9 protein-coding genes are annotated in these 13,062 nt (G+C 71.3%); 2 read left to right on the top strand and 7 right to left on the bottom strand.

The window, feature by feature from the left end; translation table 11 throughout:
- Positions 1-6: 6 nt before the first annotated feature.
- Both OHB44_RS23645 and OHB44_RS23640 read right to left on the bottom strand, forming a co-directional pair.
- Positions 7-1,698: an ABC transporter ATP-binding protein gene (locus tag OHB44_RS23645; RefSeq protein WP_238687084.1), complete on the bottom strand. Its 1,692-nt coding sequence runs from the start codon at positions 1,696-1,698 to the stop codon at positions 7-9.
- Between the two features lie 50 nt (positions 1,699-1,748).
- Positions 1,749-3,455, bottom strand: coding sequence for an ABC transporter ATP-binding protein (locus tag OHB44_RS23640; RefSeq protein ID WP_266305307.1), 1,707 nt, complete (start codon positions 3,453-3,455; stop codon positions 1,749-1,751).
- Between the two features lie 150 nt (positions 3,456-3,605).
- Here OHB44_RS23640 and OHB44_RS23635 point away from each other — a divergent pair, with 150 nt between their 5' ends.
- On the top strand, positions 3,606-5,285 hold the full coding sequence (locus OHB44_RS23635; protein ID WP_442932621.1) for a bifunctional 3'-5' exonuclease/DNA polymerase: 1,680 nt from the start codon (positions 3,606-3,608) through the stop codon (positions 5,283-5,285).
- Positions 5,286-5,456: 171 nt separating this feature from the next.
- Positions 5,457-6,050 (top strand): nucleotidyltransferase family protein, encoded by a 594-nt coding sequence (locus tag OHB44_RS23630; protein ID WP_238687087.1) that lies wholly within the window; start codon positions 5,457-5,459, stop codon positions 6,048-6,050.
- 79 nt (positions 6,051-6,129) lie between these two features.
- Here OHB44_RS23630 and OHB44_RS23625 read toward each other — a convergent pair whose 3' ends face one another.
- The 5 genes from OHB44_RS23625 to OHB44_RS23605 all read right to left on the bottom strand — a co-directional run bounded on the left by OHB44_RS23625 (position 6,130) and on the right by OHB44_RS23605 (position 12,993).
- Positions 6,130-7,539: a GH1 family beta-glucosidase gene (locus OHB44_RS23625; protein WP_330438328.1), complete on the bottom strand. Its 1,410-nt coding sequence runs from the start codon at positions 7,537-7,539 to the stop codon at positions 6,130-6,132.
- Positions 7,536-9,767 (bottom strand): alpha-xylosidase, encoded by a 2,232-nt coding sequence (gene yicI / locus OHB44_RS23620; RefSeq protein WP_330438327.1) that lies wholly within the window; start codon positions 9,765-9,767, stop codon positions 7,536-7,538. Before yicI ends, OHB44_RS23625 begins: the two co-directional genes overlap by 4 nt.
- Complete coding sequence (locus tag OHB44_RS23615; RefSeq protein ID WP_238687081.1) at positions 9,764-10,651, bottom strand: carbohydrate ABC transporter permease; 888 nt, start codon at positions 10,649-10,651, stop codon at positions 9,764-9,766. The genes yicI and OHB44_RS23615 overlap by 4 nt, the downstream gene beginning before the upstream one ends.
- Before the next feature lies 1 nt (position 10,652).
- Positions 10,653-11,621, bottom strand: a complete 969-nt coding sequence (locus OHB44_RS23610; protein WP_330438326.1) for a carbohydrate ABC transporter permease — start codon at positions 11,619-11,621, stop codon at positions 10,653-10,655.
- Between the two features lie 67 nt (positions 11,622-11,688).
- Positions 11,689-12,993: an ABC transporter substrate-binding protein gene (locus tag OHB44_RS23605; RefSeq protein WP_266305012.1), complete on the bottom strand. Its 1,305-nt coding sequence runs from the start codon at positions 12,991-12,993 to the stop codon at positions 11,689-11,691.
- Positions 12,994-13,062 lie beyond the last annotated feature (69 nt).

Genomic DNA, 13,062 nt, shown 5'->3' with positions numbered 1-13,062 from the left:
GGCGTCTCACCGCTCGTCGACGCGGGTGTGCCAGGAGCGCCACAGGGCCGCGTACGCCCCGCCGGCCGCCACCAGCTCGTCGTGGCTGCCGACCTCGGTGATCCGACCGTCGGCGAGCACGGCGACCCGGTCGGCGTCGTGGGCGGTGTTGAGCCGGTGCGCGATAGCGATGACGGTCCGCCCGACCAGTACGGCGGCCAGCGCGCGTTCGGTCCGGCGGGCGGTGGACGGGTCGAGCGCGGCGGTCGCCTCGTCCAGGATCAGCGTGTGCGGGTCGGCGAGCACCAACCGGGCCAGCGCGACCTGTTGGGCCTCGGCCGCACCGAGTTGACGGGCCCCGTCACCGAGCTGGGTGTCCAGGTCGTCGGGTAACTCGGCAAACCAATCGGCGCCCACTGTGAGCAGCGCGGCGCGCATCTGGTCGTCGGAGGCGTCGGGCGCGGCGAAGGAGAGGTTGTCGCGTACCGAGCCGATGAAGACGTGGTGCTCCTGGGTGACCAGGGCGATCCGGCGGCGTCGCTCGGCCGGGTCGAGGTCGGTGACCGGGCAGCCGCCGATGCTGACGACGCCCTGGCGCGGCGCGTCGATCCCGGCCAGCAGCCGAGCCAGGGTGGACTTGCCGGCGCCGGACGGGCCGACGACGGCCAGCCGCTCACCGGGCTGCACCTCCAGGTCGATGCCGTGCAGCACGTCCGGCCCGTCGGAGTAGGAGAACCGCGCGCCACTGACGACGAGCCGCTCGCCTCGCGACGAGGCGGTCGTGCCGGGTGCTTCGGGCGGGACCATGCCGACGCCGAGCAGCCGCGCGTACGACGCGAAGCCGCGTTGCGCCTGCTCGGTCCACTGCAACAGCCGGTCCAACGGGTCGATCGCCTGTTGCAGGTAGAGCGCGGCGGCGACCACCGCGCCGAGCGACACCATGTCGCGGGAGAGCAGGTAGCCCCCGACGAGCAGGACCATGGCGACCGGCAGCGGATAGCTGGCCTCGACGACCGAGAAGAACACGGTACGCAGCGCGAGGGTCGCCCGACGGGCCCGCCACACCAGCGTGACGCGGGTGGTGCCGTGCCGGATCCGGTCGTCGGCCAGCCGCAGCGCCTCCACGGTGCGCGCGCCCTCGGCGGTGGTGGTCAGCGTCTCGGTCAGCTCGGCCGCCGCTGCGCCCTCGGTGAGGTAGGCGGAGCTGGCCCGGCGCAGGTACCAGCGGGTCACCGCCACGATCGACGGGAGCCCGGCCAGCGCCGCCAGCCCGAGCAGCGGGTGCAGCAGGAAGACGGCGCCGAACAGCAACGTCAACTGCACCCCGGCGATGACGATGGTGGGCACCACGTCCCGGACGGTGGTGCCGACAGTCGACACGTCGACCGAGCTGCGGGTGGCCAGGTCCCCGGAGCCGGCACGCTCGACGACCGAGACGGGCAGCCCGAGAGTCCGGGAGACGAACTCCTCGCGCAGCTCGGCGACGGCCCGTTCGCCGAAGCGGTGGCCGGCGTACTGGGCGTACCGGGAGAGCAGGGCGCTGACCAGGACGCAGCCGGCGATGGCCAACGCCAGACGGTCCACAGTGGCCACGCTCGCGCCCGCCGTGACCCGGTCGACGATGGTGCCCAGCAGCCACGGCGGGGCGAGCCCGGCGACCGCGGCGGCGCTGTGCAGCGCCAGCACGACCCCGACGGCGCGTCGATGCCGGCTGATCATGTCCCGCAGGGCCCGGCGTACGGTGCCCCGGTCGGCGACGGGCAGCCGGCTCACCGGTACGCCTCCTCGCTGCCGCGGGCAACCAGGTGCCGGTAGGCCGGGTCGTCGTCGAGCAGGTCGGCGTGGCTGCCGGTGGCGGTGATCCGGCCGGCGCTCAGGAGCGCGACCACGTCGGCCCGGCCGAGCAGCAGCGGTGACGTGGCGATCACCACTGTGGTCCGCCCGGCCCGCGCTGCCCGCAGCCGCTCGGCGATCCGCGCCTCGGTGTGCGCGTCCACCGCCGACGTCGGGTCGACGAGGATCAGCACCTCCGGTTCGCTGCTCAGCGCCCGGGCCAGGCGCAGCCGTTGGCGCTGACCGCCGGAGAGCGTCCGGGCTCGGGCGTCGATCGGGGTGTCCAGCCCGGCGGGCAGGGCGTCGACGACGTCTTGCGCCGAGGCGGTCCGCAGGGCCGCGCCGATCCGTTGGTCGTCGCCGTCGGCCCCGGCGCGCAGGATGTCGCGCAGCGTGCCGGCGAAGAGGTAGGAGTCGTGGTCGGCGACGAGGATCCGCGCGCGGACCTCGTCCAGGGCGACCTCGCGCAGCGGCACGCCGCCCCAGGTGACGTCGCTGGCGACGTATCGGCCGAGCCGGTCGGCCAACGCCACGGCCGCCGCCGGGTCGTCTGCCGCCACAGCGGTCAGCTGGCCGGCGCGCACTGTCAGGCCGGTCACCGGGTCGTGCAGGTCGGCCGGGTCTTCCGGCCCGGCCGGGTCGTCCGGCCGGCGTGTCTCGGGTACGGCGCCCGGCCACCGGCGGCCCGGGCCACCGACGTCGTCCGGTGTCACGTTGAGCAGGTCCGTGATCCGTCGGGCGGCGACCCGACCGCGGATGAGCTGGTAACTGCCCTCCAGCAGAAACCAGACCGGCACGATCAGGGTCGCCACGTAGCCGTAGACGGCGACCAACTCGCCGATCGTGACGTCACCGGTCACCGCCATCCGGGCGGTCAGCCACACCACCGCCGCCAGGAACAACCCGGGGATGGCGACCGTCGCCGCGTCGATCCAGCTGTTGACGGCGCCGACCCGGTAGCCCTCGGCGCGTAGCTCCTGGGACCGGGCCGCGTACCGCCGGGCGAACAGGTCCCGGCCGCCCACCCCGGCGAGCACCCGCAGCCCGGCCACGATGTCACCGGATCGGGCGGTGAGCGCGCCCTGTTGCCGGCGGTAGACCGATTCGACCTGCTCCAGGCGGCGCAGCAGCGGCCCCACGATCAGACCGACGACAGGCACCCCCACCAGCACGCAGAGCGCGAGCATTGGGGAGATCGACCAGAGCACCACGGCGATCACCCCGTACGCGATGACCGCGCCGACGCCCGGCCCGGTCAGCGTCAGCACCTGCGCCGTCCAGTCGATGTCGGAGCCGCCGATGGTGGACACCTCGCCCGCCCCGACCCGACGGGGTAGGACCGCGCCGATGCGGGACAGGTGACGCAGCAGAACCTCCGCCGAGCGGGCCTTGGCGTCCTCCCGGAGGAAGGTCATCGTGCGGTGCCGCATGATGCCGAGGTAGGACAGGGCCACGCCGGCGACGACGATGGCCGCGACCCAGAGCGCCAGGGCCTGGGTGTCGCGTGCGCGCAGCCCGTCGTCGACGGCGCGGGCGATCAGGTAGGGCCGCACCGAGAGCCCGATCATCCAGGCCGTGCCGATCAGGCTGCCGCGCAGCACCCGCCAGGGTTGGCAGCGGACCAGCCACCAGAGGTAGCGCATCGGACCGCGGGCGTCGGGGGTGCCAGGATCGGGATGCGGGATCTGCGGAGGCACCCGGTCACGCTACCGACCGGCCCTGACACCCCACCGGCCCGATCATGGTGAGGTGCGCCTCCGTTTCTGTCGGACGGGAGAGGCAGAATCACGTTCGTGCTGGTGGCGGTGGTGTCCGACGAGCGGGGTGGGGGAGTGCTGTGCCCGCTGGACGCCACCGGCCGGCCGACCGGCCCGCCCGAGGTCGTCACCGATCTGGTCGCCGCGGTCGCCGCCCGCGAGGCCGCCGAGCACCCGCGCTGGGTCTGGTCGACCGCCACGGCGATCTACCCGACGCTGCTGCGCGCCGGCGTCCGGGTCGATCGGTGTCACGACGTGGAGTTGACCGAGGCGTTGCTGCTCGGGCACGTCGGCCGTTGGGGTGAGCCCCGCTCGCTGGCCGCCGCCTGGGCCCGGCTGACCGGCGCGGCGGTGCCGCCCGACCCGCCGCCGCGCGCCGCCGCGCCGCCCGGGCACGGGCAGGGGGCGCTCTTCGACACACTGCCCGGTCCGTCGGGCCCGGGCATCGAGGCACTGACCCAGGTGTACGCCGACCAGCTCACCCGCGTCGCCGCGACCGAGCACCCCGGCCGGTTCCGGTTGCTGGTGGCCGCCGAGTCGGCCGGCGCGCTGATCGCGGCGGAGATGGGCGCCGCCGGGCTGCCCTGGCGTGCCGACGTGCACAACGAGATCCTGCACGAGCTGCTCGGCGAGGCGTCCCCGGTCGGTGGTCCGCCACGCCGACTCGCCGAGCTGGCCGCCCGGATCGCCGACGCGCTCGGCGTACGCGGCCTGCACACCGACTCCCCGGCGGAGCTGCTGAAGGCGTTCGCCCGGGTCGGGGTGGAGCTGCCCAACACCCGGGCCTGGGTGCTGCGCGGGGTGGACCATCCGGCGGTGCCGCTGGTGCTGGAATACAAGGAGCTCTACCGGATCTGGACGGCGCACGGCTGGTCCTGGCTCGATCAGTGGGCGCGGGGCGGCCGGTTCCAACCGGAGTACGTGCCGGCCGGTGTCGTCTCCGGCCGGTGGGCCACCCGGGGTGGTGGAGCGTTGCAGATCCCCAAGGTGATCCGGCGGGCGGTGGTGGCCGATCCGGGCTGGCGGCTGGTGGTCGCCGATGCCGGCCAGTTGGAGCCCCGGGTGCTGGCCGCGGTCTCCGGCGACGCGCGGTTGGCGGCGGCGGGTGGTGCCGGTGACCTCTACGCGGCCCTGGCCCGGGACTCGTTCGGCGGCGACCGGGCCAAGGCCAAGGTGGCGTTGCTCGGCGCGATGTACGGGCAGACCGGCGGGGCCGCGGTGCCCGCGTTGGCGGTGCTCAAGCGCAGCTACCCGACGGCGTTCGGTTACGTGGAGGCGGCGGCGCGTACCGGTGAGAACGGCGGGCTGGTGCGGTCGTGGCTGGGGCGGACGTGTCCGCCCGGCTCGGCCGGGTTCGGTGATCTCGACGACGAGCCCTCCGATCCGGAGGGGGCGGGTGACCCGCACAGTCCGCGGGCGCGTGCCGCCCGGTCCCGGGGGCGCTTCACCCGCAACTTCGTCATTCAGGCCACGGCGGCGGAGTGGGCCTCCACGTTGCTGGCCACGCTGCGCACGGAGCTGTCCGGCACCGACGCCGAGCTGGTCTTCTTCCAGCACGACGAGGTGGTCGTGCACGCGCCCGCCGATCAGGCCGATGCGGTCGCCGAGGCTGTCAATCGGTCGGGCGAGCGCGCCTCCGCGTTGCTCTTCGGTGCGACGCCGGTCCGCTTTCCACTGGACCTGTCCATCGTCGACTGCTACGCCGACGCGGCCTGACCTGCGCAGTGTCCGTGGCGGCGGATGCCGGTCGTGTAACGGTTGTGCTATTTCTCCTTTTCGCCCCGCCACCCCCGGCTGGCCGTCCTCGTTGCAGTGTCCGTAGGAGGGGACGGAACGGTCACGGTCCGTCCCGTGCTGGAGGGGGCGCAGCTGAACCGGATCGCAGGAATGATCATCGCCGCAGGCGGGGGACGACGGATCGGTGGTCCCGAGGCGCTGCTGCACCAGGGTGACAAGCCCCTGGTGAATCAGATGATCGACACGATGACCGAGGCGGGCTGCGAGCAGATCGTGGTCGTCCTGGGCGCTGCCGCCGAGCAGGTCCAGGAAACCGCCGACCTGGGCAAGGCGACCGTTGTGATCAACAAGGCGTGGGGCACCGGAGTCGGCTCGTCCATCCGGGCCGGCCTGGCCGCCATGGACGACGAGGGGATCGAGGCGGTGGTGGTGGTCCCTGTCGACATGCCGGGCCTGACCGCCGAGGCGGTCAGCCGGGTGGCCGCGCTGCCGTACCCGGACGTGCTGGTCTGCGCCACCTACGACGGGTTGCGCGGCTACCCGATGCTGTTCGGCCGCCGGCACTGGCCCGGCATCGCCACCCTGGCCAGCGCCGACGTGGGCGCCCGGCCGTACCTGTTGGCGCACAAGGACCAGATCGTCGACATCGCCTGCGACTCGGTGGCCGACGGCAGCCGGGTCGACACTCCGGAGCTGATGGAGATGTACGGGCTCACCGTCCCGCCGCAACGCGTCGGGGTCTGAGGACGCGTCCTGCCGGGCTCCCCGAAGTGCGTGATGTCTGTGAGTCATCACGATGACTCACAGACATCACGCTCCTCAGTTAGTCCTGTGCCTGGTCCAGCTCACCGCTGGCGGCGAGGCGCTGGTACCAGTGGGCGCTGTCCTTCCAGGTGCGTACCTGGGTGTCGTAGTCGACCCGGATGATGCCGAAGCGACGGTCGTAGCCGTAGCCCCACTCGAAGTTGTCCAGCAACGACCAGACGAAGTAGCCGCGCACATCCGCGCCCTTCGCGCGGGCGTCGGCCATCGCGCCGATGTGCCGACGCAGGTAGTCGATCCGCCGCTCGTCGTGGATGCGGCCGTCGGCCGACACCACATCGTCGAACGCCGCGCCGTTCTCGGTGATCATCATGGGCTGGTGGGGGTATTCACGCTGGAGGCGCAGCAGCAGCTCGGTCAGCGCCGGCGGGTCGATGTTCCACCCCATCGCCGTGTACGGGCCGGGCTGCGGCAGGAAGTCGACGTTCTCCGCGGCGACCCACGGCGTCGAGGTCGACGCGCCGTGCCCGTCGGCGTCCGAGCGGGCCGACACCCCGTCCCAGGCCCGGACCAGGGTGCTGGAGTAGTAGTTGACCCCGAGCACGTCCAGCGGCACCGCGATCAGCTTCTCGTCGCCCTCGCGGACGAACGACCAGTCGGTGACGGAGGCGGTGTCGGCCAGCAGGTCGGCCGGGTACTCCCCGTCCAGCATCGGGCCGAGGAACGCCCGGTTGGCCAGGGCGTCGATCCGCCGGACCGCGTCCTGGTCGGCGGCCGAGTCGGACGCGCCCCGGATGACGTGCAGGTTCAGCGTCACCGACAGCTCCGCGGACGGGGCCAGCTCCCGGACCACCCGACCGGCCAGGCCGTGCGCGAGGTTGAGGTGGTGCACCGCGGCCAGCGCCGCCGCCGGTTCGGTCCGACCCGGCGCGTGCACGCCGGAGGCGTAGCCCAGGTACGCGGAGCACCACGGCTCGTTGAGCGTCGTCCAGGTGTGCACCCGGTCGCCCAGCGCGCCGACGATGCCCGCCGCGTACTCCTGGAAGCGCAACGCGGTCTCCCGCGCCGCCCACCCGCCGGCGTCCTCCAACTCCTGCGGCAGGTCCCAGTGGTACATGGTGGCCACCGGGCGGACGCCCCGCTCCAGCAGCCCGTCCACCAGCCGCGAGTAGAAGTCGATGCCGGCCTGGTTGAACCGGCCCGAGCCGCCCGGCTGCACCCGGGGCCAGGAGATGGAGAACCGGTACGCGCCGAGCCCCAGGTCGGCGATGTGCCCGAGGTCGTCGGCCCACCGGTGGTAGTGGTCGGCGGCCACGTCACCGGTGTCACCGTTGAGGGTCCGACCCGGTGTGTGGCTGTAGGTGTCCCAGATGGACGGCCCGCGCCCGTCCTCGGTCGCCGCGCCCTCGATCTGGTACGCGGCGGTAGCCGAGCCCCAGACGAAGCTCTCCGGGAAGTGGTGTTGCGTCATCGTTCCGTCCCCTGGATCTCGCAGATGTAACCCGTCGAGGTGCCGGCTACCAGCTCGGCGCTGGCCGTCCCACCCTCGTAGCGCACGTCGAACTCGGCGCCCGGCCCGTTGCCGGGTGACGGTACCCGTACCCGGGTCCGCTGCCCCTCGGTCGGTGCGTACACCCGCAGCCGCACATCGTCGGCCCACTCGTAGTCCGGTCGGTCGGTGCGTGAGCCGAACGGGATGACAGCGCCCGGTCGGGCCAGCACCGGCAGGCTGTCGAAGCCGTGCTTCTCGGTCAACCAGGCCGGACCGGTGACCTGCGCGCCGGTGACCAGGTGCGTCCAGGTGCCGGCGGGAACGTAGTACGTGACGTCGCCGTCGGCGCTGAGCACCGGGGCGACCAGCACGTCCGGGCCGAGCATGTACTGCCGGTCCAGGTGCGCCGTCGCCGGGTCGTCCGGGAACTCCAGGAACATCGGCCGCATCACCGGAGTCCCGTCGCGGTGTGCCTCCTGGGCGGCGGCCGCCAGGTACGGCATCAGGCCGAGCTTGAGGTGGGTGAAGTGCCGCAGCACGTCCACCGCCTCCTCGTCGTAGGCCCACGGCACCCGGTACGAGCCGGACCCGTGCAGCCGGGAGTGCGAGGAGAGCAGCCCGAAGGCGACCCACCGCTTGAACACCGCCGGGTCGGGAGTGCCCTCGAAGCCGCCGATGTCGTGGCTCCAGTAGCCAAAGCCGGACGCCGCCAGGGACAACCCGCCGCGCAGCGACTCGGCCATCGCGACGAACGTCGACTCGCAGTCGCCGCCCCAGTGCACCGGGAACTGCTGCCCGCCGGCGGTGGCCGAGCGGGCGAACAGCACCGCCTCGCCCTCGCCGCGCTCGGTCTCCAGCAGCTCGAAGACCGCCTTGTTGTAGAGGTACGAGTAGTAGTTGTGCATCCGCTGCGGGTCCGAGCCGTCGTGCCACACCACGTCGGTCGGGATGCGCTCGCCGAAGTCGGTCTTGAAGCAGTCGACGCCCATGTCCAGCAGGGCCTTGAGCTTGCCGGTGAACCAGCGGACCGCGTCCGGGTTGGTGAAGTCGACAAGCGCCATGCCGGCCTGCCACTTGTCCCACTGCCAGACCGAACCGTCCGGGTTGCGCACCAGGTAACCAGCCTCGCGGCCCTCCTCGAAGAGGTACGAGCGCTGCGCGATGTACGGGTTGATCCAGACGCACACCTTCAGGTCGCGCTCGCGCAGCCGGCGCAGCATCCCCTCCGGGTCGGGGAAGGTCGCCGGGTCCCAGATGAAGTCGACCCAGTGGAACTGACGCATCCAGAAACAGTCGAAGTGGAACACCGACAGCGGCAGCCCGCGCTCGGCCATCCCGTCGACGAACTCGGTCACCGTCTTCTCGTCGTACGAGGTGGTGAACGAGGTGGACAACCACAGGCCGTACGACCAGGCGGGAATTCGGGCCGGACGGCCGGTGAGCGCGGTGTACCGGCGCAGCACGTCCTTCGGTTGGGGCCCGTCGACGACGTAGTAGGTGAGCGACTGGCCCTCGACGCTGAACTGGGTCTGCGTGACGACCTCGGAGCCGACCTCGAACGACACGTGCTCCGGGTGGTCCACGAAGACCCCGTAGCCGGCGCTGCTCAGGTAGAACGGCACGTTCTTGTACGCCTGCTCGCTGGCGGTGCCGCCATCGGCGTTCCAGATGTCGACGGTCTGCCCGTTCTTGACGAACGGGCCGAAACGCTCGCCCAACCCGTACACCGTCTCACCGACACCGAGGGCGAGCCGTTCGTGTACGTGCCGGCGGCCCTCGGCGTCGGTGACGACGCCGATGCTGCGGGCGGTGGACGCGGTGAGCAGCCGGTCGCCGTGCAGGAAGTCGACCCGCCACCCGTCGATGAGCGCGACCCGCGCGGTCAGCTCGCCGGTGGTCAGGGTCGCGCTGAGCCCGGTGACGTCGACGGTGACCGGGTGCGTCTCGTCGGTGCTCAGCCCGAAGTGCGGCTCGCGGGGCAGCCCTCCGGTGTGGTGGGCGACGGTCACCCCGATGACGCCGGGGGCGGGGGAGAAGAACCGGACGGTGACCAGGGGGCGGTTGAGGGTGTCGCCGCGGCCGGTGATCTGACCGGTCGGTGCGAAGACGGTGAAGCCGCGCTCGTCCGGCTCGACCGACTCCACGGTGCCGGGCCGCAGGACGCTGACGCCGGGGCGCAGCTGCCAGTACCCGTCGGTGAACTTCACTTCTCGGCTCCTGCCGTGATGCCGCGCGCCAGAGTGCGCTGGAAGATGAGGAAGAAGAGGATGGCCGGCACCAGGCTGATCAGCGCGCCGGCGTTTGTGGTCGGAGCGTCCATCAGCCGGTCGCCCTGCAACGACGCGAGCGCAACCGGAATGGTCTGCGTCTGGTTGTCGATCAGCATGACCAGCGGGATGAGGAACTCGTTCCACGTCCAGATGAAGAAGAAGATGAGCAGCACCGCGAGGGTGGGTCGCAGGTTGGGGAAGACCACCCGCCACAGCACCGTCCACTTGCCGGCGCCGTCCAGCGCGGCGGCCTCCAGCAGCGAGCGCGGGAACGTGCCCATCACCGAGGCGAGCAGGTACGTGCCGAAGGCGCTCTGGATCACGGTGAAAATGATGATCACCGAGAGCTGGGTGTTGTAGAGGCCGACCTGCTTCGCCGCGTAGTACAGCGGGTAGATCAGCGCCTCCTGCGGCAGCATGTTGGCCAGCAGGAACAGACCGACGATCCACAGCCGGCCCCGGACCCGGCCGATACCCAGCGCGTACGCGTTGAGCAGTGACACGGCGACGCCGAACACTGCCACCGAGCCGGCGATGATCGCCGAGTTCCAGAACTTCAGCGGGAAGTTCACTTCGGTCCAGTACGTGCGCAGGCCCTTCGTGTAGAACTCCGTCGGCCAGCTCAGCGGGCCGCCCGAGGAGTAGTCGCCGGGCGACTTGAACGCGTTGAGCAGCATGAACGCGAACGGCACCAGCATGACGAGCGCGCCGAGGGTGACCAGGGCGAGCACCACCCAGCGGCTGACGCCGCGGTGGTGTCGATCGCGTACGGGCCGGGCCGGCCGCACCGGCGCGGTGCTCGGTGTGAGCGTGACGGCCATGTCAGAACCCCCGGTCCCGGCGCTCGCTGCGGGCCTGCATCCAGATGAAGATCCCGGCCACCACCACGATGATCAGTGTCAGCACCATGGAGATCGCGGAGCCGTAGCCGACCTGCAGCTTCTTGAAGAACGTGTAGTAGGCGAAGTACGAGGGCACGTTCGTGGCATTGTCCGGGCCACCCCGGGTCAGGGCGAAGATCGGCCCGAACACCTTCAAAGCGGCGATCGTGCAGGTCAGGGCCACCACGAAGGTTTCCGGCCGGATCTGCGGAAGGGTGATCGCCCGGAACCGGTGCAGCCAGTTCGCGCCGTCGACCTCGGCTGCCTCGTACAGCTCGGGGTCGACCCGCTGCAACGCCGCCATGAAGACGACCACCGGGTAGCCGATCTGCACCCAGATCATCACCGCCATCACGGCCGGCAGGGCGGTGCCCGGGTCGCCGAGCCAGTCGTGGCGTAACGCGCCGAGACCGACCGCGTCGAGGAGGCTGTTGAACGCGCCGTCGGGGCGCAGGATCCAACCCCAGACGATGCCGGCGACCACCACGGGCAGCACCTGCGGGAGGTAGAACGCGGCCCGCAGCGCGGCGGCGGTGCGGGGCTTGAACCGGCGGCCGATGACGTCGAAGAGCACAGCGGCGAGCAGCAGCCCGAGCACTGTGGGCACCACCACCATCGCGACGAGCATCCAGACGGTGTTGCGGAACGACGCCCAGAACACGTCGTCCTGCAGCAACTGCTGGTAGTTGTCCAGGCCGACCCACCGGGGGTCGCCGATGCCGGACCACTTGGTCAGCGACAGGTAGAGGGTGCCGACCAGCGGCGCGCCGATGACCAGGAGGAAGAGCACAGCTCCGGGGAGCAGGTAGAGCCAGTACGCCGCGTTGCGGCCGCGGCGTCTGCGGCTGGGCGGGGGCGGGGTGGGGGTCGCGGCCGGCGGTGTGGCGGCGACCGTCTCGGAGACTGCCATGGAAGATCCTTCCCGGCGGGGCGGGCGGGCGCGCCGGTGGTGCCGGTCGCGCCCGCCGCTCGCCGTGTCACTTGCCGGTGATCTCCTTGACGCCATCGGCGTACGGCTTGGCGATCGTGTCGAGAACCTGGTCGGGCGACTTCGAGCCGTTGATCAGGCCCTGGAAGCCGGAGACCAGCACGTCGTAGTAGCCGGGGACCGGCCAGTCCGGGTAGAAGGCGAGCCCGTCGGCCTTGCTGACCGTGTTGAAGTCCTCGATCAGCTTGCGGTCCTTCGGGTCGCTGATCTTCGACGCGTCAGCGGCGACCGGAACGCCACCGTTGTTGCCGATCAGGTCCTGGATCTCCGGACGCAGGGTGATGTCGATGAAGTCGTACGCCAGGCTCTTGGCCTTGCTGTTCTCCGGGACCACCCAGAGGTTGCCGGAGGAGCCGGCCTGCAGGGTGTTGCCGGGGAAGAGGAAGGTGTCCCAGTTGGCCTTCATCTCGGTCTTGAACCGGCCGTACCACCAGCTACCCGAGACGATCATCGGAACCTTGCCGCCGATGAAGGCGGTGCCCATGTCCTCGGCCTTGAGGCTGGCCGAGTTCTTCGCGACGTAGCCCTTCTGCACCCACTGGGCGAAGGTGTCCGCGCCGTACTTGAGCGGGTCGGCCTTGAAGTCGACAGGGTTCTTGTAGAGCTGGTAGTTGTCGACGAACTGCCGGTCGCCCTTGGAGAGGGCGAGCTGGTAGAAGAGCTGCCCGGCCGGGTACTCGGCGCCGGCCATGCCCAGCGGGGTGACGCCCTTGCCGACGAAGGTGTCCATCGCGGCGGTCATCTCGGCCATCGTGGTCGGGACCTTGACGCCGTTGCTCTGGAACAGGTCCTTGTTGTAATAGACAGTGACGTACTCGCCGTAGTTAGGCACACCGAACCACTTGCCGGAGCCCATCACGCCCTTGTCGCTGTACCGGGCGGTGGTCTGCAGGCTGGAGCTGAGCTTGCCGGCCCAGCCGCGCTTGTCGGCCTCGCTGCTCAGGTCGGCCAGCAGGCCCTGGGAGGAGAGCAGCCCGGCGGTCGCGTTGCCCTTGTTGTACTCCATGATGTCCGGGCCCTCGGACGAGTTGATGATCATGCCCGCGTTCTGCTGGATCTGCTCGAACGCCTTGCGCTCGAAGCGCACCTCGACGCCCGGGTGCTCGGACTTGAAGATCTCGATCGCCCGGTCCCAGCCGATGCCCATGGCGCTGTTCTCGCTCTCGTAGTGCCAGAGCTTGAGAACCTTGGCGTCGCTGTTGTCCCCGTTGTCACCACTGCCGCAGGCGGCCACGGTGGTCGTCGCTGTCGCCGCCAGGGCGATCGCGGCGACGAGCCGGCGGAATCGCTGCATTAGCATCCTCCTCGTTGAGTACTAGCCGGTACTTCACGGGGCCCGTCGTCGCGTTGCAGCGCGGCGGCG

The sequence above is a fragment of the Micromonospora sp. NBC_00821 genome (genome assembly GCF_036347035.1).
Classification (GTDB): Bacteria; Actinomycetota; Actinomycetes; order Mycobacteriales; family Micromonosporaceae; genus Micromonospora; species Micromonospora hortensis.
The sequence above is the reverse complement of the archived record's forward strand: the minus strand, read 5'-3'. Positions and strand labels throughout refer to the sequence as shown.

Coding starts and splice junctions, on each gene's coding strand:
- OHB44_RS23645 (WP_238687084.1), bottom strand. CDS start 1,698: ATGATCAGCCGGCATCGACGCGCCGTCGGGGTCGTGCTGGCGCTGCAC.
- OHB44_RS23640 (WP_266305307.1), bottom strand. CDS start 3,455: ATGCGCTACCTCTGGTGGCTGGTCCGCTGCCAACCCTGGCGGGTGCTG.
- OHB44_RS23630 (WP_238687087.1), top strand. CDS start 5,457: ATGATCATCGCCGCAGGCGGGGGACGACGGATCGGTGGTCCCGAGGCG.
- OHB44_RS23625 (WP_330438328.1), bottom strand. CDS start 7,539: ATGACGCAACACCACTTCCCGGAGAGCTTCGTCTGGGGCTCGGCTACC.
- OHB44_RS23615 (WP_238687081.1), bottom strand. CDS start 10,651: ATGGCCGTCACGCTCACACCGAGCACCGCGCCGGTGCGGCCGGCCCGG.
- OHB44_RS23610 (WP_330438326.1), bottom strand. CDS start 11,621: ATGGCAGTCTCCGAGACGGTCGCCGCCACACCGCCGGCCGCGACCCCC.
- OHB44_RS23605 (WP_266305012.1), bottom strand. CDS start 12,993: ATGCAGCGATTCCGCCGGCTCGTCGCCGCGATCGCCCTGGCGGCGACA.